General features: G+C 66.4%; 24 protein-coding genes. 13 read left to right on the top strand and 11 right to left on the bottom strand.

Annotation, left to right across the window (positions count from 1 at the left end; all coding sequences use genetic code 11):
- The first annotated feature begins 53 nt into the window (after positions 1-53).
- On the top strand, positions 54-833 hold the full coding sequence (gene flgA / locus CRT60_RS26935) for a flagellar basal body P-ring formation chaperone FlgA (protein WP_098739577.1): 780 nt from the start codon (positions 54-56) through the stop codon (positions 831-833).
- A gap of 13 nt (positions 834-846) precedes the next feature.
- On the top strand, positions 847-1,611 hold the full coding sequence (gene flgH, locus CRT60_RS26930) for a flagellar basal body L-ring protein FlgH (protein WP_193548461.1): 765 nt from the start codon (positions 847-849) through the stop codon (positions 1,609-1,611).
- Between the two features lie 196 nt (positions 1,612-1,807).
- Here the strand turns inward: flgH and CRT60_RS26925 are convergent, their stop codons facing one another.
- The 3 genes from CRT60_RS26925 to CRT60_RS26920 all read right to left on the bottom strand — a co-directional run bounded on the left by CRT60_RS26925 (position 1,808) and on the right by CRT60_RS26920 (position 2,553).
- Positions 1,808-1,999, bottom strand: coding sequence for a hypothetical protein (locus CRT60_RS26925; RefSeq protein ID WP_098739576.1), 192 nt, complete (start codon positions 1,997-1,999; stop codon positions 1,808-1,810).
- Between the two features lie 163 nt (positions 2,000-2,162).
- On the bottom strand, positions 2,163-2,327 hold the full coding sequence (locus CRT60_RS36300) for a hypothetical protein (RefSeq protein ID WP_161958128.1): 165 nt from the start codon (positions 2,325-2,327) through the stop codon (positions 2,163-2,165).
- Between the two features lie 85 nt (positions 2,328-2,412).
- On the bottom strand, positions 2,413-2,553 hold the full coding sequence (locus CRT60_RS26920) for a DUF1289 domain-containing protein (protein ID WP_098739575.1): 141 nt from the start codon (positions 2,551-2,553) through the stop codon (positions 2,413-2,415).
- Positions 2,554-2,861: 308 nt separating this feature from the next.
- Between CRT60_RS26920 and CRT60_RS26915 the strand changes: the two genes are divergently transcribed.
- The gene (locus CRT60_RS26915) at positions 2,862-3,938 is read left to right on the top strand and encodes an ATP-grasp domain-containing protein (protein ID WP_161958127.1); all 1,077 of its coding nucleotides are present in this window, start codon (positions 2,862-2,864) and stop codon (positions 3,936-3,938) included.
- On the opposite strand, the gene CRT60_RS26910 is transcribed toward CRT60_RS26915, so the two are convergent.
- The 3 genes from CRT60_RS26910 to CRT60_RS26900 all read right to left on the bottom strand — a co-directional run bounded on the left by CRT60_RS26910 (position 3,901) and on the right by CRT60_RS26900 (position 5,479).
- Positions 3,901-4,119: a DUF6494 family protein gene (locus CRT60_RS26910; RefSeq protein ID WP_098739573.1), complete on the bottom strand. Its 219-nt coding sequence runs from the start codon at positions 4,117-4,119 to the stop codon at positions 3,901-3,903. The two genes, CRT60_RS26915 and CRT60_RS26910, sit on opposite strands and share 38 nt — an antisense overlap.
- Before the next feature lie 251 nt (positions 4,120-4,370).
- Positions 4,371-4,790 (bottom strand): RNA polymerase-binding protein DksA, encoded by a 420-nt coding sequence (gene dksA / locus CRT60_RS26905; RefSeq protein WP_012974451.1) that lies wholly within the window; start codon positions 4,788-4,790, stop codon positions 4,371-4,373.
- Positions 4,791-5,053: 263 nt separating this feature from the next.
- Complete coding sequence (locus CRT60_RS26900) at positions 5,054-5,479, bottom strand: flagellar assembly protein FliX (protein ID WP_098739572.1); 426 nt, start codon at positions 5,477-5,479, stop codon at positions 5,054-5,056.
- A 230-nt stretch (positions 5,480-5,709) separates the two neighbouring features.
- Between CRT60_RS26900 and CRT60_RS26895 the strand changes: the two genes are divergently transcribed.
- The 6 genes from CRT60_RS26895 to sciP all read left to right on the top strand — a co-directional run bounded on the left by CRT60_RS26895 (position 5,710) and on the right by sciP (position 11,225).
- Positions 5,710-6,852 carry a flagellar basal body P-ring protein FlgI gene (locus CRT60_RS26895; protein ID WP_098739571.1) on the top strand — a complete coding sequence of 381 codons (1,143 nt, stop codon included), beginning with the start codon at positions 5,710-5,712 and terminating at the stop codon, positions 6,850-6,852.
- Entirely contained in the window at positions 6,852-7,241 is a 390-nt protein-coding gene (locus CRT60_RS26890) for a rod-binding protein (protein WP_244592775.1), read from the top strand. The genes CRT60_RS26895 and CRT60_RS26890 overlap by 1 nt, the downstream gene beginning before the upstream one ends.
- A complete protein-coding gene (locus tag CRT60_RS26885) occupies positions 7,234-7,743 on the top strand; it encodes a flagellar basal-body protein (protein WP_098739570.1) in 510 nt (169 codons plus the stop codon). Before CRT60_RS26890 ends, CRT60_RS26885 begins: the two co-directional genes overlap by 8 nt.
- A 270-nt stretch (positions 7,744-8,013) precedes the next feature.
- Entirely contained in the window at positions 8,014-9,882 is a 1,869-nt protein-coding gene (locus CRT60_RS26880; protein WP_098739569.1) for a flagellar hook-length control protein FliK, read from the top strand.
- 74 nt (positions 9,883-9,956) lie between these two features.
- A complete protein-coding gene (locus tag CRT60_RS26875; protein ID WP_098739568.1) occupies positions 9,957-10,709 on the top strand; it encodes a flagellar hook assembly protein FlgD in 753 nt (250 codons plus the stop codon).
- Between the two features lie 189 nt (positions 10,710-10,898).
- A complete protein-coding gene (gene sciP, locus CRT60_RS26870) occupies positions 10,899-11,225 on the top strand; it encodes a CtrA inhibitor SciP (protein ID WP_098739567.1) in 327 nt (108 codons plus the stop codon).
- 82 nt (positions 11,226-11,307) lie between these two features.
- Here the strand turns inward: sciP and CRT60_RS26865 are convergent, their stop codons facing one another.
- Positions 11,308-11,895, bottom strand: coding sequence for a TetR/AcrR family transcriptional regulator (locus CRT60_RS26865; RefSeq protein WP_098739566.1), 588 nt, complete (start codon positions 11,893-11,895; stop codon positions 11,308-11,310).
- 121 nt (positions 11,896-12,016) lie between these two features.
- On the opposite strand from CRT60_RS26865, the gene CRT60_RS26860 reads away from it, so the two are divergent.
- Positions 12,017-12,460: a MaoC family dehydratase gene (locus CRT60_RS26860; RefSeq protein ID WP_098739565.1), complete on the top strand. Its 444-nt coding sequence runs from the start codon at positions 12,017-12,019 to the stop codon at positions 12,458-12,460.
- An 84-nt stretch (positions 12,461-12,544) separates the two neighbouring features.
- On the opposite strand, the gene CRT60_RS26855 is transcribed toward CRT60_RS26860, so the two are convergent.
- The gene (locus CRT60_RS26855) at positions 12,545-13,633 is read right to left on the bottom strand and encodes a TRAP transporter substrate-binding protein (protein WP_098741044.1); all 1,089 of its coding nucleotides are present in this window, start codon (positions 13,631-13,633) and stop codon (positions 12,545-12,547) included.
- A gap of 514 nt (positions 13,634-14,147) precedes the next feature.
- Here CRT60_RS26855 and CRT60_RS36295 point away from each other — a divergent pair.
- Positions 14,148-14,285 carry a hypothetical protein gene (locus tag CRT60_RS36295; RefSeq protein ID WP_161958126.1) on the top strand — a complete coding sequence of 46 codons (138 nt, stop codon included), beginning with the start codon at positions 14,148-14,150 and terminating at the stop codon, positions 14,283-14,285.
- A 78-nt stretch (positions 14,286-14,363) separates the two neighbouring features.
- Here the strand turns inward: CRT60_RS36295 and CRT60_RS26850 are convergent, their stop codons facing one another.
- Together CRT60_RS26850 and CRT60_RS26845 are read right to left on the bottom strand one after the other, a co-directional pair.
- A complete protein-coding gene (locus CRT60_RS26850) occupies positions 14,364-15,251 on the bottom strand; it encodes an S-methyl-5'-thioadenosine phosphorylase (protein ID WP_098739564.1) in 888 nt (295 codons plus the stop codon).
- A gap of 81 nt (positions 15,252-15,332) precedes the next feature.
- Positions 15,333-16,010: a rhomboid family intramembrane serine protease gene (locus CRT60_RS26845; protein ID WP_098739563.1), complete on the bottom strand. Its 678-nt coding sequence runs from the start codon at positions 16,008-16,010 to the stop codon at positions 15,333-15,335.
- A 237-nt stretch (positions 16,011-16,247) separates the two neighbouring features.
- Here CRT60_RS26845 and CRT60_RS26840 point away from each other — a divergent pair, with 237 nt between their 5' ends.
- The gene (locus CRT60_RS26840) at positions 16,248-17,045 is read left to right on the top strand and encodes an oxepin-CoA hydrolase, alternative type (protein WP_098739562.1); all 798 of its coding nucleotides are present in this window, start codon (positions 16,248-16,250) and stop codon (positions 17,043-17,045) included.
- A gap of 82 nt (positions 17,046-17,127) precedes the next feature.
- Here the strand turns inward: CRT60_RS26840 and CRT60_RS26835 are convergent, their stop codons facing one another.
- Positions 17,128-18,468 (bottom strand): methyl-accepting chemotaxis protein, encoded by a 1,341-nt coding sequence (locus CRT60_RS26835; RefSeq protein WP_244592774.1) that lies wholly within the window; start codon positions 18,466-18,468, stop codon positions 17,128-17,130.
- Between the two features lie 385 nt (positions 18,469-18,853).
- On the opposite strand from CRT60_RS26835, the gene dprA reads away from it, so the two are divergent.
- On the top strand, positions 18,854-19,990 hold the full coding sequence (gene dprA, locus CRT60_RS26830) for a DNA-processing protein DprA (protein WP_098739561.1): 1,137 nt from the start codon (positions 18,854-18,856) through the stop codon (positions 19,988-19,990).
- The last annotated feature ends 3 nt before the right edge of the window (positions 19,991-19,993 follow it).

The following is a 19,993-nucleotide window of genomic DNA, read 5'->3' as shown; positions in this document are numbered from 1 at the left end:
GCCGCCGACCTCGCCGGCGCCTCGCTTCAGCCTTCACATCGGGAACCACCGCCATGATCCGCCACCTCGCCACCCGCCGCCTGCCCGCCCTGCTCCTCGGCGCCGCCCTGCTGACCGTTCCGGTCCTGGGCGCCGGCATCGGGCAAGCCGCCGCGGCTTCGGCCCCGGCCGGTTCGGGACTGGCGCCCGACGTGGTGTACGGGATGCCGCATGTGGAGGCGGTTCTGTCGGATGCGCTGTCGCGGGTCATCACCGCCGGACGGCTGCAGATGGAACTGGATAGCCGCGCGGTGGAACTGCGCGCGCCCCAGGGCGCCGGCGGGCTGGCGGTGGAGAACCTCTATTACAGCCCGGTCCAGGGCCGCTTCGCCGCCGAGATCGTGGTGACCGGCAGCCAGGTCCGCCTGCCGGTGTCGGGCCGCGCCTTCGGCGTGGTGCAGATCCCGGTGCTGTCGCGCCGGATCATTCCCGGCGACGTCATCGGCCCGGGCGACATCGACTGGCAGGACGTGCGCGCCGACCAGACCACCAGCGACACCGCCGCCACCGACGCGCAGCTGATCGGCATGACGCCGAAGCGCGGCGTGTCGACCAACCAGCCCGTCCGCCTGCGCGACCTGCAATCGCCGCGCATGGTCGACAAGGGCTCGATGGTCACCATCACGCTGACCACCCAGTCGATGACGCTGACGACCCAGGGCAAGGCCCTGCAGGACGGCGGCAAGGGCGAGGTCATCCGCGTCGTGAACACCCAATCCAACCGCATCGTCGAAGCGACGGTCGCGGGCCCCAACGTCGTCGCCGTGGCAAAGCCCGGCATCATCGCGCAGTGAGGAGAAAGCTCCAATGTCCGCCACCATGACCGCCCGCCTGATCCGTTTCGCGATGATCGCCACCGCCGCCACCTCGCTGACCGCCTGCGGCGCCGCCTCGCGCATCGCCGACATCGGCAAGGCCCCCGAGATGAGCGGCATTCAGGACCCGCAGGCCCGCACCGGCTACCAGCCGGTCAGCCTGCCGATGCCGACCCCGCTGCCGACGGAGCGCAACCCGAACTCGCTGTGGCGGACCGGTGCCAAGGCCTTCTTCAAGGACCAGCGCGCGGCCAAGGTCGGCGACATCCTGACCATCAACATCTCCATCGCCGATCAGGCCAAGCTGTCGAACGAGAGCAAGCGGTCGCGCGCCAACACCGAAAAGGCCGGCATCCCGAACCTGTTCGGCCTGGAAGGCGCCACGCTGAGCCGCGTCCTGCCGGCCGGCGCCTCGGCCGCCAGCCTGGTGGATCTGTCGAGCGACACCAACAACGACGGCAAGGGCTCGGTCGACCGCAACGAGAAGATCGAACTGAAGGTGGCGGCGCTGGTGACCCAGACCCTGCCCAACGGCAATCTGGTCATCCAGGGCCATCAGGAAGTCCGCGTGAACTACGAGCTGCGCGATTTGCAAATCCACGGCGTGATCCGTCCCGAGGACATCACCGCGCAGAACACCATCAGCTACGAGAAGATCGCCGAGGCCCGTATCTCCTACGGTGGCCGCGGCCAGATCAGCGACGTCCAGCAGCCGCGCTACGGCCAGCAGCTGTACGACATCATCATGCCGTTCTGAGGATCGTCGGGGTAACGGCGGCGGAACCGGCGGCCATGGCGGGAGACATCCCTCCGTGGCCGTGGGTGCGTTGGGAACCGCCGCGATCTCTGGAACTCATCGCTACCGGATGGGAAATTGCTGCCGGCCGGTGGGTTGTGCCGGGCCGATGTTGCCGACTGGCCCACTCTCGGCGAAGCCGACGCGCTGCGCCGCTTCAGCCTTCCAGCGACTGCCGCGATGCCGCGGTGAATCCATCCATCATGCCGACGGCCATGGTGCCGCCGATCCGCCTCAAAGCCGGACCGATGAGTTCGGTGGCACGGCGGTAAGCCTCGCGCTGGGCGACGCAGTCGATCAGGTCCGCCGCGTTGGTGACGCTCTGGGACAGGGTGAGGTCGCTCGTCATGGTTCGTCTCCCTCATCCCGGCCATGATCGGCCGGTCGAGGATGACCATAGGCTCCACTCAGACCGCCCGCTGTTGCGTGCATCACGTTTCCGGCGCGATGCCTTGAAACGAAACGGCCCGCCCCCCATCGGGAGCCGGGCCGTCGCATGGGCGGTCGTCCGTTTACTGGTAGCCGCCTTCGCGGGCGCGGTCCTTGGCGGCTTCCTCCTGCGCCTTCACGGTCTCGCTGCTGATCTTGCCTGCGCCCTCATTGCCGGCATCGGCAGGCTTCTGCGGTCGGTCGTCGCGGACGGCGCCGGCCGGTTGCTGCTTCGGCTGGTCGGCCATGATGCTGCTCCTCGATGGGTTTCGTCTGGCGATGACGAGGAAAACAGCAGAGGCGGAAGATCGTCGCGAAAATGGTCCGGCCGCCTCAGCCAGCCGGAGACCCGGGCTCGCCATCGGCATCGGCGCGCTCCAGGGCGGCGTTGATCTGGTCCAGCGTGCGGCCGCAACCGGTACAGACATCGCCGTCGATGGCGCACATGCCCAGGCAGTCGGGATCGTCGCTCATGGAACTGGCTTCCTTCGGGATTGACGCTCAGGGGGAATCCCTAACGGAAAGGCCGCTGTGCCTCAAGCGGTCCGGTTCGAAGGCAGGGTCTCCCCAACTAGGGGCTTCCCCTCCCTCGCATGCCTGCTGAGACAATGTACGGTATCGGCGGCGGTGTCGATTGCCGATAAAATGATTAGAGATTAAACCATCAACCCGTTTTCTCCGACGCGAAGGTGTGCATGCCTACGGCATTGCTGGTGTCCTGCGCGATGTATCGTTACGGTACCGCAAGGATGCCTGCCGCATTGAAGGCGGCAGGATTTCGTGTGTTCGTCATCTGTCCGAAGAACTCTCTGCTCGAGTTCTGCGACCAGATCGACGGCCGGCATTGTTTCTCTCCCGAACTGGCCGCCGATGACCTGACCGTGATCGCCGCGCGGGCGGCGGCACAGTTCCGGGCCGACATCGTCATCGGCTGCGAGGAATCCGCCGTCCGCATGCTCGGCCTGGCGGGACGGTTGCAGGAACGGGTAAAGGCGGACAGCGCCGACGCCCGAAATCTGCGGTTCGTCCAGGCTTGGTGCAGCGACGATCCCTGGGAAGAGAAGCGGTCTCGCTGTGTTGAAATGGCCGCGGCGGCAGGCATCCGGACACCGCGTCAGGTCGCCGTCGATCCGCACCGTACCGCTGCGGCCGATCTGGCCGCGCTTGGCGAACCGCTTCTGCTGAAATACGACGGCAGTTCGGCCGGCCGCGGGGTATTTTTCGCATCCTCCGCCGCACAGGCAATGGCCATGGCGGCAAGCCGGCCGGTGGAAAGCCCGGCCCTGCAGGCGGTCGCGCAGGAATTCGTGCGCGGGCGCGCAGCGTCGGTGTCATTCTGCGCGCTTGGCGGGAAAATGCTGGAAGGCTTCGCCTACACGGTCCTGCGTCATGAGCCGCCCCCCTTCGGCCCGGCATCCGTGATCGAATTGACCCCCCATCCCGGGCTGATCGACATGGCCCGCCGGATGGTGGAGGTGACGGGCTATTCCGGCTTCGGGGGCATCGACGCCATTCTGCCGGACGATGGCAGCCCGCCGGTTTTCCTGGAGTTCAATGCCCGGCCGACCCAGACAACCCATCTCGGCAAGCTGGCTGGAAGCGACCTGTGCCGGGCGATGGCCTGCGCCCTGGCCGGCGCCCCCTATGACGCGGTTCTTGGCCGAACCTCAGGCAGGCAGGTCGCGCTGTTCCCGAGCGAATGGGCCCGCGACCCCAACAGTCCCTACCTGACCTCGGCCCACCACGATGTGCCCTGGACCGAATGCCGGCTGACCGCCGCGATCATGACCGTTACCCCGCAGCTCCATGGCGGCCGGGCTGTCACTCCGTCGGCTGCTCAAGCGACAGCTCACCCGTAACTTCGTGCGTCAACTCGATACCGTCGACCGTCAGCACCATGCGGGCCGACAGGGACTTCACTCCGTCCAGCCGCCCTTCGGCCAGCGCGCGGCCGACCGCAAGCTCGATCTCCCGCTGCGAGGTGACGCCGACCTGCTTCAGAAATTTACGCAGGTCGAGGTTCAGGGTCTCGTTGTCCATGGCTGCCCTCCCGGCTTGGAACCGTCGTTTCGAATGACGTTCCGAACCCCGTGAGGACGGCTTGGTTCCATCGCCGGCCCCGAAGCCAACGGATGCGCGGCGGCGGCAACAGCCTTGAAACGACGAAAGCGCCGGTCGGGACCGGCGCTTTCCAGCCGTTCGGTGCCATCCGTCCCGTGCAATGCCGACGCAACGTGCCGCCCTGCCCCTGGTGAGCGGCACTGCGTGGATCTGCGGGACCAGGCGTGGCGTCAGTCGTCGCGCTGGGTCCGTTCCATCCGCTCGTGACGCTCCTGGGCTTCGAGGCTCAGTGTCGCGATCGGTCGGGCATCGAGCCGGCGAACGGAGATGGGATCGCCCGTCTCCTCGCAATAGCCGTAGCTGCCGTCGACCAGACGCTCCAGCGCGGCGTCGATCTTGGAGATCAGTTTGCGTTCACGGTCACGCGTCCGCAGCTCCAACGCACGGTCGGTCTCGGCCGAGGCGCGGTCGGCGATATCCGGTTCCTGGATACCGCCTTCCTGGAGGCTGTTCAACGTGCCGGTGGATTCCGCCAGCAGTTCCGCGCGCCAGCGCAGCAGCTTCTGGCGGAAATACTCCCGCATGATCGGGTTCATGAACTCCTCGTCTTCCGACGGGGAATAGTTCTGGGGCAGAAGCGGCGACGTCATCCGAAAGCATCCAGCGAAAAAGGGGTGATCCGGGCGGCGCGGAGTATAGGCACGCCACGGCACGACCGCAACCCATTGGTTCGCCCCCGCAACGACCAAACAAGCCCTTGGAATAAAAAAGATTTGTCAGCGTTGCAGATTCGCCGCCACCGGCTGGCGGCCATGCATGGGCGAATCCGGCCACCGCATGGGGCTCTACCGGCGGCACCCTGCCCCAGCGGCACGGGGCGCTTGCCTCAACGCTTGAAGAGCGACCGGTCGGTTCAGGAGGTCAGCTTCGCCAGTTCGACCTGGGCGCGGAGATCGATCTCGTCGAGGATTTCGGCCAGCCCCGGATCGTCGACCTGGGCACGGCGCGTCTGCACCACCTTCGCCAGATCGGTCAGCTTCTGCACCGACAGTGTGCCGGACAGCAGCCCGTGCTGGATTTCCTCCAGACGGTCAAGCATCTCCTCCGCCCGCATCTTGCCACGGGACGCACGCGCGGTGGCGTCGTCGGTGACATCAACCTCCTGCAAGGCCAGCACGCCCGAAACACCGGCGCTGGCGGCGGTGCCGCTGACGCCGTGGGCGGAGCCGGTCTCTCCCACCAATTGCTTGGAGAAGGCCGCGCCGGACGAGCCTTCGGCCTTGCCGGTGCGGCGGACAGACCCACCGCCGCGTATGTTTCCGGAGCCTTCGACTTTCATGATCCGTGCAACCGTTTGCAGTAAAGGATTCGTAAACGCGCACACAATAGATGGATCAACCTTAACATCCGGTCAAGGCTTGCCGCAATCGGGCAAAAATTGCCGGCCGGCTGTGACCGAAAGGCGCCATAGTCCGGGCGTTTTTCAGGACAGGCACCGAAAGCCGCCGTTTACGGTCTCTGGCACGGCGTTTGTATAGGGACGGGCACGAGTTCAGGAGTGCCCGCGTCATGATCCCCACCGCCTTTCGCCTTCTGCGCCGCCGTGCCGTCCTGGCCGTGCTGACCGCCCTGCTGGCGTTCGGCGTTCCGGCCGCACCGGCACTGGCCGCGTCCGCCCGTATCAAGGACATCGTCGATGTCGAAGGCGTGCGCGACAACATGTTGATCGGTTACGGGCTGGTGGTGGGGCTGAACGGCACCGGCGACAGCCTGAACAACTCGCCCTTCACCGAGCAGAGCCTGACCGGCATGCTGGAACGGATGGGCGTCAACACCCGCGGCACCAACCTGCGCACCAAGAACGTGGCGGCGGTGATGGTGACGGCGACGCTGGGCGCCTATGCGGCGCAGGGCACGCGCATCGACGTCACGGTGTCGGCGATGGGCGACTCCAAGAGCCTGCTGGGCGGCACCCTGCTCGTCACCCCGATGATGGGCGCCGACGGCGAGGTCTATGCCGTGGCCCAGGGGCCGATCGCCGTGTCGGGCTTCACCGCCCAGGGCCAGGGCGCCAGCGTGACCCGCGGCGTGCCGACCTCCGGCCGCATCTCCTCCGGTGCCATCGTGGAGCGCGAGATCCAGTTCTCGCTGGCCGAGCTGCCGGTGCTGCGGCTGTCCCTGCGCAATCCCGACTTCACCACCGCCCAGCGGGTAGCCACCGCCATCAACATCCAGCTGCGCGGCAACCGCGCCCAGGCGACCGATCCGGCCTCCGTCCTCATCAACGTGCCGGACTCGCGCCGCGGCGACGTGGTGGGGCTGGTGACGGAGATCGAGCAGCTGCGCATCACCCCCGATCAGGTCGCCCGCGTGGTGGTGGACGAGAAGTCCGGCGTGATCGTGATGGGCGAGAATGTCCGCATCTCCACCGTCGCCATCGCCCAGGGCAACCTGACCATCCGCATCACCGAAACCCCGCAGGTCAGCCAGCCCGGCCCGTTCAGCCAGGGCCAGACCGCGGTGGTGCCGCGCACCGACATCCAGGTCGACGAGCAGTCCAACAACCGCCTCGCCGTGATGAATTCCGGGGTGACCTTGCAGGAGTTGGTACAGTCCTTGAATGCGCTTGGGGTGGGACCGCGGGACATGATCGCCATTCTCCAGTCGATCAAGGCCGCCGGAGCCCTGCAAGCCGAGATCGAGGTGATCTGATGACCATGAGCCCCGCCCTTTCCAGCGCTTCGGCCCCGCGCAGCGCACCGCCCGCCTCGTCGCTGGTGGAGCGCGCCCAGGCCGCAGGGTTCGGGGTTCGCACCCTGGCAAAGATTTCCGATCTGGAGGCCAAGATCGACCCGGCAAAGCTTGCCCAGATCCGCAAGTCCGCCAACGAGTTCGAGAGCCAGTTCGTCTCGCAGATGCTGGGCCCGATGTTCGAGGGGATCGGCACCGACGAAACCTTCGGCGGCGGGCGCGGAGAAGAGATGTTCCGCCCGATGCTGATCGAGCAGTTCGGCAAGCAGATCACCCAGCGCGGCGGCTTCGGCATCGCCAATCAGGTTTACGGAGAGCTTCTTCGCGCCCAGGAGGCCAGCCATGGATAAGGTCGACGTCCGTTTCCCCCAGCAGCCCAAGCCGGCCGCCAACCTGCCGAAGAACGCCCAGGAGCGGGCGGTCGCGCTGATCGAACTGATGGGCCGCCTGACCGCCCTGCTGGAACGGGAGGCCGCCGCCGTCCGCGCCCGCCGCCCGGCCAAGGAGCTGGCGCAGATCGTCAAGGACAAGCAGCCGATGACGCTGGTCTATGAGGAGATCAGCCGCATGCTGCGCGTCGACCGCGATGGGTTGATCGCCCTGCCGCAGGAGTTGAAGACGTCGCTGAAGGACGCGACCGGCAAGCTCTATGCGGCCACCGCCGACAATGCCGAGGCCCTGCGCATCGGTGGCGAGGCGCAGAAGGTGATGGTCGACACCGTGGTGACCGTCATCACACGCCAGCAGAAGGCGCCGACCACCGCCTACGCCGCCCACATGGGTGGCGGCCGCGGCTATTCCGCACCGCCCAGCGGGCCGCGCACCTCAGCGGCGCTGAACACCCGGCTCTGATCCGATCTGCCTCCATCCGTGACTGCCGAGCTTTTCGGACGGCCGCCTCTCTCCACAGGGGCGGCCTTTTTCTTTTTGTGCCCGACGGCTGCGGCAAGAAAGGTCCCGCACCCGGCGGAATTTGCCGGCCAGGACCGTGCGATGCGGCGGGAACTGCCGTCCGGCTCCCGATCAAGGGGGCGACAACAGGGGGCCGCGGTTGGCCCGTCCGTTGCATTGGTCCCAGCGCATCGCCGTCGGTGCGTTCCGTCGTCCCTGAGAGGCCCTTCCATGGAAGTCCAATCGAACAAAATCGCCGCGTCCTTGTTCGACGGTCTCAGCCAGTCCCAGCAGACGCAGGGGACCGGGACGAAGAACGACCTGTTCTCCAAGATGATGGACCGCATGCTGACCGATGCCGCGGCGCGCAAGCGCGAGCAGGCCGACGCGGCAGCCCGCGACTCCGCAAAAGACGCGGCAAAGGAAGCTGCAAAGGATGCCGCAAAGGATGCAAGGGATGCCCGCGCCGCGGAGGCGCAGCGCCGGCAGCCGGTGCGCGCGGAGCCGAAGCCCGATCTGACCCGCGACAGGACCGCTGAAACCCGGCGCCAGCAGGATGCCGCCGACGCGACGCGCGCGGCCGCGAAGGCCGGCAAGGACGACGATCCGAAGGTTCAGGCCCGCCAGGAGGATCAGCGTCCGGCCAAGGCCGAGAAGCCGGCGAAAGACCAGTCCAGGACCGACAAGGCCAAGGGCAGCCCGGATAAGGCCAATGCCAATAAGGCGGATGCGGACAAGACCGATGCGGCGACGGCCGCCGGCAGCGCCGATGCCGAAGACACCGCCGCGACCGGCGATTCCGCCCCGGCCGACGCCACCGCACAGGGCGAAACCATGGCCGACGCCGGCGGCGGGGACACGTCGGACGATTCTGCCGAGGGACAGGCCACCGCCCAACCCACCGACCAGCCGCTGCCGCCTGTCGCCCAGCCGACGGTGCAGCAACCGATCCCGCAGGCGAGCGACCTGATCCTTGCCGGCCTGATGCCGGCCGGACAGAGGAAGGCACCGGACAGCACCGATGACGCGGCCGGCGGTGGCGACGCCCCCGCAACCGGAGTGGCCGGGCCTGTCGATCCCGCCGCCCAGCGTGCAGCCCAGCTTGCCCAGGCGCAGGCCGCTGCCACCGGAGCCACGGCGGCCGGTCAGGCGGGTGCGGATGCCACAGCGAAGGCCGGGAAGGCCGCCGGTGACGGCGACGCCGCGCAGACGACGGATGCGGCCCAGGCCGAGCCCGGCGCACAGCCCGACGCCGAGGCCCTGCCGACCGACGATGCCGCCCTGCCCGACCGCTTCGCCGATCTGCTGGCCGCCGCCAAGGCGAAGGCCGGCGATGCCAGGCAATCCGGCAAGCATGCCGGAACCGAGGGCGGCAGCCGGAACGATGCCCAGCCCCAGGCACCGACCGCGATGCAGCAGCCGACCCCACCCAAGGCGCCGGCCATGCCGTTGGCAGAAGCGGTCACGGCAGCCGCGACGGGCACCGCTGCCAAGGCGCTGGAGGGCATCGGAGGCGCCGAGGGAACCGCCGGGACCGGCGCGTCTACCGCCAGCCCGCACACCCACCCGGCGCTCGCCGCGATGGAAGGAATTCATGCCGGCATTCCCGGCCTCGACCAGCCGCAGGCCGCCACCGCGACCCTCCGTCCGTCGCGCGGCGCCGGCATGCCGATGGGCGTGCAGGACCAGATCGCCGTCCACATCAAGAAAAGTGTCACCGACGAGGTCGACCAGTTCACCATCAACCTGCATCCGGCCGAACTGGGCCGGATCGACATCAAGCTGGACATCGGCGCCGATGGCCGGGTCAATGCGATGGTCGCGGTGGAAAAAGCGCAGACGCTCGAACTTCTGCAACGCGACAGCCGCGGATTGGAACGCGCCTTGCAAGACGCCGGGTTGCAGACGGATGCCAACAGCCTGAACTTCAGCCTGCGCGGCGAGGGCAATCCCTTCGCCGGCGACGGCCGGGGCGATGGCAAGGGGACTGGATCGGGCAAGCGCGGCCGCGGCTTCGGCGGTGGCGGCGACGATGACGGGTCCGACGCTGCCGTCTACACCGCAACGCTCGGCGACGGGCGCGTCGACATCCGCGCCTGAGCGGGGCGGCCACACGGCCACCCCCGCCTTCGCATCAGAGATTTCGGCCGACAGGGCCATAAAGGACGACCGCCATGACCACGACCACCAACACCACCAACACCCCGACCGTGAACCAGTACGGCACCTATTCGGGTGGTCTCTCCACCGGGTCGAAGACGGCGACCGAAACCTCCAAGACGCCCCAGACCGATGCCGAAAAGACCGCCTCGGCCACCAAGGGGCTGGGCGACAATTTCCAGACGTTCCTCACCATGCTGACCACGCAGATGAAGAACCAGGACCCGCTGAAGCCGCTCGACACCAACGACATGACCAAGCAGCTGGTCGATTTCGCCAACGTAGAGCAGAACATCGGCACCAACAGCCGCCTGGACAAGCTGGTGCAGCTGCAGTCGGCCGGCACCGCCTCGACCAATCTCGCCTATCTCGGCCGCACCGTCGCCTTCGAGGGCGACAATTTCCAGTACACGCAGGGCATGACCCAGGCGCCGCTGGGCTACGAGCTGGCGACCTCGGCAAAGTCGGTGCGCGTCGACATCCTGGACTCCAAAGGCAATATCGTCCGCTCGATGCCCGGCGAAACCACAGCGGGCACCAAGCATGCCGTCAGCTGGGACTTCAAGGACAACAACGGCCGCGATGTGCAGCCCGGCACCTATCGCCTGAACGTGGCACCGGTGTCCGAGAACAAGAACGACACCATCAAGACCACCACCTACACCTTCGGCACAGTCGCCGGTATCGGCAACAGCAAGGACGGCGAGACGGTGCTGAACATCGGCGCCAGCGAAGTCCCCCTGTCGAAGCTGACCACCGTCTACTGACCCGGATTCGTTGTACCGGCCGACTGCTGCAAGCCTGGACGGATGGGCGGCCGTGACCGCCCTGTCCGTTCGGGTGAGCGACTACCACCCGATAAAAAGTTAACCCTTTCGTTTAGGCATTTGTTAAGTGCCGGCGCATACAGTACCCCGAAATCGTGGAATCCACAGTTTGGGTTGGAGCGTCCGCGCATGGCACTCATCGAACTCGACATCGGCGACGATTCTGCAGCCGGTGCATCGGTCATTGGTCCTGAGGGGCGTCCCATGACCGAAAACGACCTTCCCCCGCCCGACACCAAGCGTTGGGTGATGCGCCGCAAGGCGGAAGTGGTCGCCGGCGTCCGTTCGGGCCTGATAAGCCTGGAGGAAGCCTGCCGCCGCTATACCCTGTCGGTGGAGGAATTCCTGTCCTGGCAGAGGCTGATCGACAGCCACGGCATGCGCGGTCTGCGCGCCACCCGATTGCAGGACTACCGCCCCGGCCAGACTGTCCGCGACCGCATCGGCGCCGACTGACGCAGCGTGCCGATTGAGAAAGCGCTGCGGGACCGTCCCGCGGCACTTTCTTGCGTTTGACGTGCCGCCAAGTCCCAGGTGACTATTTCTCCGCGCAGGCACCGTCGATCAGGGCCGCAGCCGCACTCGCCACCGCCTCGTTGCCCGGCCCCAGATCCAGCGCCCGGCCGGCGGCATAAGCACCTTCCATCAGAAGCTGCAACTGACCGCACAGCCGGTCCGGATCGTCGGCGCCTGCCGCGACCGCCATCGCATGCAGGCGGTCGCGGACCATGCGCTTGTGCGCCAGCGCCAGCGCCCGTGCAGGGTTGGCGGGATCGCGCAGTTCGGCGGCAGCGGTGGTGAAGGGACAGCCCTGGAATTTCGGATGATCGATCCAATGGCCAAGCGCGGTGAACAGCGCCTTCATCTGGGTGCGCGGGTCGCCGGGATGGCGGGCGGTCACCCGGTCCCACCAAGCGGCGTGCTGAACCATGCTGCGTTCCAGATAGGCGCAGACCAGATCGTCCTTCGACGCGAAATTCCTATACAGGCTCATCTTCGCGACACCGGAGCGGGCGATGATCGTGTCGATGCCGACCGCGCGGATGCCCTCGCGGTAGAACAGTTCCGCCGCGGTGTCGAGAATCCGCTCGCGCGCCGGCTTCCTCTCGCCTTCAACTCCATCCATCCGCCAACCCCACCCGCTCACAACAGCCGGGTCCAAGCCCGGCATTGACAATGATACAGACCTGTCTCTACCATCGCAATCAAGAGACAGGTCTGTATCATCAAGAATGGAGTTCCGGGGGATGCGCTATTTCGAAGATGTCGCGGTGGGCGACCGCTTCACCAGCGGGCCGGTCACGGTCGATGCGGCGGAAATCGTCGCCTATGCCGAAAAGTTCGACCCGCAGCCGTTCCATCTGGACGCCGAAACGGCGAAGAACACGCTGTTCCGCGGACTGGCGGCAAGCGGCTGGCACACCGCCGGGATGACGATGCGAATGATCGTGGGCAGCAACGCCGAACTGGCCGGCGGCTATATCGGCATGGGGGTCGACCAGATCAGCTGGCCGCGCCCGACCCGTCCCGGCGACGTGCTGCGCATCGAGATGGAGGTGCTGGAGGCCCGGCGTTCCGCCAAGCGGCCCGACCAGGGCGTGCTGCGGGTGAAGACCACCACCTTCAACCAGAATGACGAGGTGGTGCAGACCATGATCGCCAACCTGCTGGCCCCCGGCCGCCCGGCCTGACAGGAGCAGGCCTGAAAAAAGCCCCCGCATCCGGGACGGGATGCGGGGACTTCAAACTTCAGCCTATGCCGTCAGCGCTTAACGTCAGCGTTTCAGGCCGGCGGTGAAGGCGAAGTTGTCGAAGGAGTTCTCGGCCACCCGGAACCACAGATATTCGTCGTCGCGGAACTTCTTCCACGGCTCGTAGATCTTGGCGAACTTCGGGTTGGTCTTGGCGGTCTCGTCATACAGCTCGGTGGCAGCCTTGTAGCAGGCCTCCATCACCTCGCGCGGGAAGGGACGCAGCTGGGCGCCGCCGGCAACCAGACGGCGCAGCGCCGCCGGGTTTTCCGCGTCGTACTTGGCGTTCATGGTCAGGTTGGCCTCGAAGCAGGCAGCCTCCAGGATGGCCTTGTACTGCTTGGGCAGCTGTTCCCACTGCTGCTTGTTGACCAGCAGCGAGACGTTCAGCCCGCCTTCCCACCAGCCCGGATAGTAATAGTACTTGGCGACCTTGTTGAAGCCGAGCTTCTCGTCGTCATAGGGGCCGATCCACTCGGCGGCGTCGATGGTGCCCTTTTCCAGCGACGGATAGATGTCGCCGCCGGCGATCTGCTGCGGCACCGTGCCCAGCTTGGCCAGCACCTGCCCGGCGAAGCCGCCGATGCGGAACTTCAGGCCCTTCAGATCCTCGACGGTCTTGATCTCCTTGCGGAACCAGCCGCCCATCTGCACGCCGGTGTTGCCGGCCGGGAAGTTCATGACGCCATAGCCGTCGAAGAACTCGCGCAGCAAGGCCATGCCGCCGCCATTGTAGATCCAGGCATTCTGCTGGCGGGCGTTCAGGCCGAAGGGCACCGTCGCGTCGAAGGTGAAGGTCGGATCCTTGCCGACATAATAATAGCTGGCGGTGTGGCCGCACTCGACCGTGCCGTTCTGCACCGCGTCCAGCACCTGCAGACCGGGGACGATCTCACCGGCGGCGAAGGGGCGGATGGTGAACTTCCCATCGGTCGCCGCGGCGATACGGGCGGCAATGGTGTCGGCTGCGCCGTAGATGGTGTCCAGGCTCTTGGGGAAGCTGGACGCCAGACGCCAATGGATCTCCGGCTGGCTCTGCGCGATGGCGGGGGCTGCCAGGGTGCTGGCGGCGACGCCGACACCGGCGGAGGTCAGGAAGGAACGACGCTTCATGAACGTTTCCTCATCGTTATGGCCATGGCGCCGGTTGAACGATGACGCCATTTGCCGAACACAAGACACTATGGTGTCCGAACAATCCTAGAAATCGCAATGGCTGTCCGACAATTCGTTAAATTGCATAGCTTCTATTCCGGTTTTATTTCGTCGCGCAAAAAATACAATGCGCATGCGAGACTGACACGATGCCAAGTGGCAATCGCTCTATCCGGGATTTCTCAAAGCAATGCATTGCGGAATGACACGGGAATCCTGCATTCGCTCCGGCGAACAGCCATCAGCCGTATCGATCAACCGCAGAACCGTCTTGCCGTCGCCTGAATGGTTACATGTACCGATGATATATGCGACGGGCGAAATGGCACCCACCCCTACTTTCGTTCATGGGCTTGGCCGTGGCGACCTCACGATGCCAACAGTTCCGCCGATAGTCGCCCCCCACAAAAAGGCGAGCAAATGCATTTGCATGCAACTTGAGACTTCCAGCCGATCGGGATGCTTGGCATGTTTGCAGCGCGGTCGGGGCGGCGGAACGGCCACCACCCGCGCCGCACTGACGGGGGGCAAGAGGATGGACAAAATCCTCACTCTCCTGATCCTGCTGTTGCAGGTGGTCAAGCTGCTGCTTGAACACCTGAACCGCTGATCCGGCGGGCGTGCCGGGGATCGCAGCCCCGGCGCGCCCACCCCAAAAATAGTGCCTTTTCACCCAGTCGGCAACCGCTCAGCCCAGCGCGCGCTTCACGATCAGCGACAGCTTTTCCAGCATCGCCGGATCGCGGTGGCTGGACGCCGTCATGATGGCGTTGTCGAGCGCCGTGTGGCAGCCCTGGGCGCACAGCCCCTCGCGCCGCGCCACCTTCGGCGCCAGCGCCGCCACCAGAGAGCGGGCCTTGCCGGCATTTGCGACCACCACACGGATCACCGCATCGACCGAGACATGGTCGTGCCCCTCGTGCCAGCAATCGTAATCGGTGACCATGGCGACGGTCGCGTAGCACATCTCCGCCTCGCGGGCGAGCTTGGCCTCCGGCATGTTGGTCATGCCGATGACGTCGCAGCCCCAGCTGCGGTAGAGGTTCGATTCGGCGACGGTGGAGAATTGCGGCCCTTCCATCACCATGTAGGTGCCGCGGCGCTGGTGTGGAATGTCCAGCTCGGCCAGCGCCTCCTCGATCAGGTCGCCCAGCCGCCCGCAGACCGGATGGCCCAGCGCCACATGGGCGACCAGCCCGCTGCCGAAGAAGGTCTTGTCGCGGGCGAAGGTGCGGTCGATGAACTGGTCGATCACCACGAAGGTGCCGGGCGGCAGATGCTCCTTCAGCGAGCCGACCGCCGACACCGACAGGATCTCGGTCACGCCCAGCTGTTTCAGCGCATGGATGTTGGCGCGGAAGTTAAGCTCCGACGGCGGGATGCGGTGGCCGCGGCCGTGGCGCGGCAGGAAGACCAGCTTCTGGCCCGCCAGTTCGCCGGTCAGCAGGTCGTCGGACGGATCGCCGAAGGGGGTCGTCACCTTGACCCAGCGGGTGTTCTCCAGCCCGTCGATGTCGTACAGGCCGCTGCCGCCGATCACGCCCAGAACAGTCTCGCCACTCTTGCCGTCGCTCATGAACCGCCGTCTCCCGCTGAAGATCGCGCGAGTATTTCGGTGACCGGCGTCGAATGCAACCGCTCAAGGCACTTTCTGAAGTCAGCCGTTCACCCGGCTTCGCCCGGGCAGGATCAGCACGGCGCCCAGCAGCAGCCCGGCGGCCAGCCCACCGGCGTGGGCGCCCCAGCCGACCTCGGTCAGCGGGGACTCGGCGTTCAGCGGCACGAGCGTCATCGCCGCGTTCAGCAGCGCGAAGACCAGGATCGCTCCCTGCACCAGCCGCCGCGGCAGGCGCCGCGACATCAGGCCGGCGCGCGGGCGCAGCCACAGGAAGGCTCCCATCAGCGCGCAGATCGCCCCGCTCGCCCCGATCAGCGGCGCCATCCGGTCGGCGGCCAGCAGCCCCTCCGTCAGCGCCGCCGCCACCGTTCCGGCAAGGAACAGCAGCAGATAACGGAGATGACCGACCTCCCGCTCCACCACATCGCCCAAGAGCCACAGCACCGCCATGTTGGACAGCAGATGCGTGAGGTCGCCGTGAACCAGTACATGGCCGAACAGCCCGCGCCACAACGCGCCGGTGGGCAACGGCCCGGCCAGCTCGACCGTTCCGAAGAAATAGGCGGGGACGAAGGCGAAGGATTCCGGCGGCAGCCGCAGGACGAAGGCCAGCACGCAGACCAGGATCACGGTGCGGTTGGCATAAGGCGGAGCGGCCATGGCGACGACCGGTCCCCCTCTCCCGCCCCGGCCATGCCGGTCCACCGCCAGCGCCATGCCCTGCCCCCCGCACAATCAGGTGCCACAGTCCCACGCCGCCACGGCTTTGCGCGGCGATAGGTCTCACCCCAATGTAGGAAGGGATATTCTGGAAAAACAGCGGTTTCCCGCGGGATCGGGGACGCTCCTATACCGGTCGGACGGATTGGAGCATCGTTCCCCAACTGGCACAGTCATTCCACCATCCGGCGAGGATCCGTCTGCCGGACAATGACAACCGGGGAAGAAACGACCATGAACGAACGTCAGGATACCGGCAGCATGACGGTTGAGCGCCAGGGCCGCGTCATGGTGCTGACCATGAGCGACGCCGGCACCCGCAACGCGCTTGGCTTGAAGATGATGGCCGACGGCCGCGATGCGCTGGACGAGGCGACGCACGACCCCGGCATCGGTGCCATCGTGCTGACCGGCGCCGGTGGCGCCTTCAGCTCGGGCGGGCATCTCAACAACCTCTATCACCATGGCAGCCGGTCACGGTCGGAGAACCGGGACGGCATCGAGCGCTTTCACGGCTGGGTCCGTGCCATGCGCGAATGCCCTAAGCCGATCGTCGCCGCAGTGGAGGGTCCGGCCGCCGGCGCCGGCTTCTCGCTGGCGCTGGCCTGCGACCTGATCGTCGCGGCGGAGGACGCGCAGTTCCTGACCGCCTATGTCAAGGTCGGGCTGACCGCCGACGGCGGCGCCTCCGCCTCGCTCGCCCGCGCGCTGCCGCCGCAGCTCTATGCCGAGCTGATGCTGACCGGCGGCCCGGTCGATGCCGCGCGTCTGCATGCGGCCGGCGTGGTCAACCGCGTCACCGCCCCCGGACAGGCGCTGGCCGGGGCAATCGCCTGGGCCACGACCGTCGCCGAAGGGCCGAGCGGTGCCATGGGCCGGGCCAAGAAGCTGATGGAACTGGCCTATGGCAGCTTCGCCACCCAGCTTGCCCGCGAAAGCGACCTGTTCGTCGAAGCCCTGCACCATGGTGAAGCGAAGGAAGGCATCACCGCCTTCTTCGAGAAGCGTCCACCGGCCTTCCATAAGCGCTGACGGGCTATAAGCGCTGACGGACACGAGGGCCGGGCGCCGTGGGATGCGGCGCCCGGCCCTCGTGTCCGTCAGCGCCCGTGCGTCACCGCACGAGAACGTGCGCCGCCTCCTTGGTCCGTTCGACCGCACCGGCCACCTGACCGACCGCGCTGGAGATGGCTGCGACGTTGGAGGTGACCGTCTCCACGGCGGCCGACGCGCTCTGCATGTTGGACGACATGTTCTGCGTGACGGCGCTCTGCTCCTCCACCGCCGACGCCGTGCCGGTCACATGCTCGCGCACCACCGCGACGGCTTCGCGGATGGCGCTCAATGCCGTGGCGACCTCGGCCGAGGTCGACTGGATGCCTTCGATCTCGGCGGAGATCTGCTCGGTCGCCTTGCCGGCCTGGTTGGCGAGGTTCTTCACCTCCGATGCAACGACGGCAAAGCCCTTCCCCGCCTCTCCGGCGCGGGCGGCCTCAATGGTGGCGTTCAGCGCCAGCAGGTTGATCTGGCCGGCGATGCTGTTGATCATCCCGACGATGCCGTTCATCGCCTGGGCCGCCGCCGCCAGCCGGTCGGTGCTTTCCGCCACCGCCACCGTGCGGTCGAAGGCGCCGTCGGTCGCCGCGCGGGCGCGGGTCATGCTCTGGGAAATCTCGGCGATGGAGGCGACCAGTTCCTCAGCGCTCGCGGCCACCGCCTGGACGCTGGCCGAGGTCGAGCCGGCGGCGTTGTTGGCGGAGTCCGCCTCTCCCATCGACAGGCGGAGCGCCTGATCGACCTCGCCGAAATTCTTGTCGATCATGATCTTCAAATTGTTCAGCAGCATGACCTGGGCGGTCACGTCGACCGCGAACTTCACCACTTTGACCACCCGTCCCGTCTCGTCGAGGATCGGGTTGTAGGCGCCTTCGATCCACACGGGCTTGCCGGACTTGGCGATCCGCTTGTACTGCGCGGCCTGGAATTCGCCCCGCCGCAGCGTTTCCCAGAAGCGGGCATAGTCCGCACTGTCGCGGTACGCGGTCTCGACGAACATGCTGTGGTTCTTGCCGACGACCTCGTCCAGGCGATAGCCCATCACCTTCAGGAAATTCTCGTTGGCCTTGGTGATGACGCCCTCGGTCGTGAACTCGATCACCGCCTGCGAGCGGCTGATCGCCGTCATCTGCGCGGCATAGTCGAGGTTCTGCAGCCGATCCTTGGCGTCGGCCCATTCGACGACGAACCCGATGCGCTGGCCGTCCTCGGTCAGCGGCGTGACCAGCAGGTCGAACTGATGCCCGCCGACCTTGATGGTGGCGCTGTGCGGCTTGGTCAGCGCTGGACGATGGTCAGATCGGTATCCGCCACCATCACCTTGGCGCGCAGCGCATCGAGCGCCGCCATCCTGCGCTTGAGCGCCAGAGTGTGCTTTCCCCGTCCGAACATCAACCACCCCATTCGAGCATCCTGATATGTACACGAATGATAGCGTTGGTTTCTGAAGTTTCTATAAGGATAATCTTGTCAGGTTGTGACAATTGCACGCTTAATGAAGAATCATCTATCACCAAAGTCGAGTAATCATGAGTCATATGCCCAGAATCTAAAGATCAATCAAAGCTAATATCTTTGACTGCGCTTCGTGAATGTAATTTTATTACTAGATATAATAACATTATTTCGCTTCAGTCCATTGCCGGTCCTGACCTCCGGCATCCATCCAAGCATCCCTTCAAACATGTCGCCCCTCCCCTCTCGGGAGCAAAACCGATAGAAAACAGCAAAATAACGCGAATGTATGTTGAACGAGCCGACATCGGGTTGTAAATATTTCCGGTATGACACAACCTCGCCGCCCTTTGACCGACGCCGAACGGCTCGACTGGATCCGCCTCATCCGCACGGAGAATGTCGGGCCGATCACCTTTCACCGCCTGCTGGACCAGTATGGCAGCGCCGCCAAGGCGCTCGACATGCTGCCGGATCTGGCGCGGCGCGGCGGGCGGGCCAAGCCGCTGCGCATCTCCCCCAAGGCGGAGGCCGAGCGGGAGATGCAAGCCAACCGCCGCTTCGGCGCCCGTCTGCTCTGTGCCTGCGAACCGGATTACCCGGAGCCGCTGGCCGCGGTGGACGATGCGCCGCCGGTGATCTCGGTCATGGGCCACGCCCATCTGCTGCAACGGCGCGCGGTCGCCATCGTCGGAGCGCGGAACGCCTCGCTGAATGGCAAGAAATTCGCCGAATCGCTGGCGCGTGACCTTGGGGCGGCCGGGCTGCTGGTGGTTTCCGGTCTGGCCCGCGGCATCGACACCGCCGCCCATGCCGGCTCGCTGGCCAGCGGCACCGTCGCGGTGCTGGCCGGCGGCATCGACATCGTCTATCCGCCGGAGAATGAGGGGCTGTACCGCGACATCCTGGCGCAGGGCGTGGTGGTGGCGGAAAGCGCCATCGGCACCCAGCCGCAGGCCCGCCACTTCCCCCGTCGCAACCGCCTGATCTCCGGCCTGTCGCTGGGGGTGCTGGTGGTGGAGGCGGCCTTGCGCTCCGGTTCGCTGATCACCGCGCGGATGGCGCTGGAGCAGGGGCGCGAGGTGATGGCGGTGCCGGGCTCTCCGCTCGACCCCCGCTGCCATGGCACCAACAACCTGCTGCGCCAGGGCGCCACGCTGGTGGAGCGCAGCGACGACGTGCTGCGCGCCATCGAAACCCTGCGCCCGCCGATGCTGGCGGAACGGCAGCCCGACCTGTTCGGCGCCCCCTCCCTCACCCCCGGCAGAGCGATGGAACCCGACGAATCCGACCTTGCGAAGGCGCGTGCCGTGGTGCTGGAAAACCTCGGTCCCTCACCCGTCACCATTGACGAACTCGTTCGCGGGTGCCAATTGTCCGCTCCGGTGGTGCTGACCGTGGTTCTGGAACTTGAGCTTGCCGGCCGAGTCCAGCGTCTTCCCGGTCATCAGGTCTCTCTCGCCTGATCG

Source organism: Azospirillum palustre (assembly GCF_002573965.1).
Classification (GTDB): Bacteria; Pseudomonadota; Alphaproteobacteria; order Azospirillales; family Azospirillaceae; genus Azospirillum; species Azospirillum palustre.
This window is presented reverse-complemented; position numbering and strand designations above follow the sequence as displayed.

Bases quoted from the DNA above. Each gene is read 5' to 3' on its own strand.
- CRT60_RS26855 (WP_098741044.1), bottom strand. From the start codon at position 13,633: ATGAAGCGTCGTTCCTTCCTGACCTCCGCCGGTGTCGGCGTCGCCGCC.
- flgA (WP_098739577.1), top strand. From the start codon at position 54: ATGATCCGCCACCTCGCCACCCGCCGCCTGCCCGCCCTGCTCCTCGGC.
- CRT60_RS26900 (WP_098739572.1), bottom strand. From the start codon at position 5,479: ATGAAAGTCGAAGGCTCCGGAAACATACGCGGCGGTGGGTCTGTCCGC.
- sciP (WP_098739567.1), top strand. From the start codon at position 10,899: ATGGCACTCATCGAACTCGACATCGGCGACGATTCTGCAGCCGGTGCA.
- CRT60_RS26925 (WP_098739576.1), bottom strand. From the start codon at position 1,999: ATGACGAGCGACCTCACCCTGTCCCAGAGCGTCACCAACGCGGCGGAC.
- CRT60_RS26850 (WP_098739564.1), bottom strand. From the start codon at position 15,251: ATGAGCGACGGCAAGAGTGGCGAGACTGTTCTGGGCGTGATCGGCGGC.
- flgH (WP_193548461.1), top strand. From the start codon at position 847: ATGTCCGCCACCATGACCGCCCGCCTGATCCGTTTCGCGATGATCGCC.
- CRT60_RS26840 (WP_098739562.1), top strand. From the start codon at position 16,248: ATGAACGAACGTCAGGATACCGGCAGCATGACGGTTGAGCGCCAGGGC.
- CRT60_RS26845 (WP_098739563.1), bottom strand. From the start codon at position 16,010: ATGGCGCTGGCGGTGGACCGGCATGGCCGGGGCGGGAGAGGGGGACCG.
- CRT60_RS26880 (WP_098739569.1), top strand. From the start codon at position 8,014: ATGGAAGTCCAATCGAACAAAATCGCCGCGTCCTTGTTCGACGGTCTC.
- dksA (WP_012974451.1), bottom strand. From the start codon at position 4,790: ATGACGTCGCCGCTTCTGCCCCAGAACTATTCCCCGTCGGAAGACGAG.
- CRT60_RS26875 (WP_098739568.1), top strand. From the start codon at position 9,957: ATGACCACGACCACCAACACCACCAACACCCCGACCGTGAACCAGTAC.
- CRT60_RS26910 (WP_098739573.1), bottom strand. From the start codon at position 4,119: ATGGACAACGAGACCCTGAACCTCGACCTGCGTAAATTTCTGAAGCAG.
- CRT60_RS26890 (WP_244592775.1), top strand. From the start codon at position 6,852: ATGACCATGAGCCCCGCCCTTTCCAGCGCTTCGGCCCCGCGCAGCGCA.
- CRT60_RS36300 (WP_161958128.1), bottom strand. From the start codon at position 2,327: ATGGCCGACCAGCCGAAGCAGCAACCGGCCGGCGCCGTCCGCGACGAC.
- CRT60_RS26885 (WP_098739570.1), top strand. From the start codon at position 7,234: ATGGATAAGGTCGACGTCCGTTTCCCCCAGCAGCCCAAGCCGGCCGCC.
- dprA (WP_098739561.1), top strand. From the start codon at position 18,854: ATGACACAACCTCGCCGCCCTTTGACCGACGCCGAACGGCTCGACTGG.
- CRT60_RS26860 (WP_098739565.1), top strand. From the start codon at position 12,017: ATGCGCTATTTCGAAGATGTCGCGGTGGGCGACCGCTTCACCAGCGGG.
- CRT60_RS26865 (WP_098739566.1), bottom strand. From the start codon at position 11,895: ATGGATGGAGTTGAAGGCGAGAGGAAGCCGGCGCGCGAGCGGATTCTC.
- CRT60_RS26920 (WP_098739575.1), bottom strand. From the start codon at position 2,553: ATGAGCGACGATCCCGACTGCCTGGGCATGTGCGCCATCGACGGCGAT.
- CRT60_RS26895 (WP_098739571.1), top strand. From the start codon at position 5,710: ATGATCCCCACCGCCTTTCGCCTTCTGCGCCGCCGTGCCGTCCTGGCC.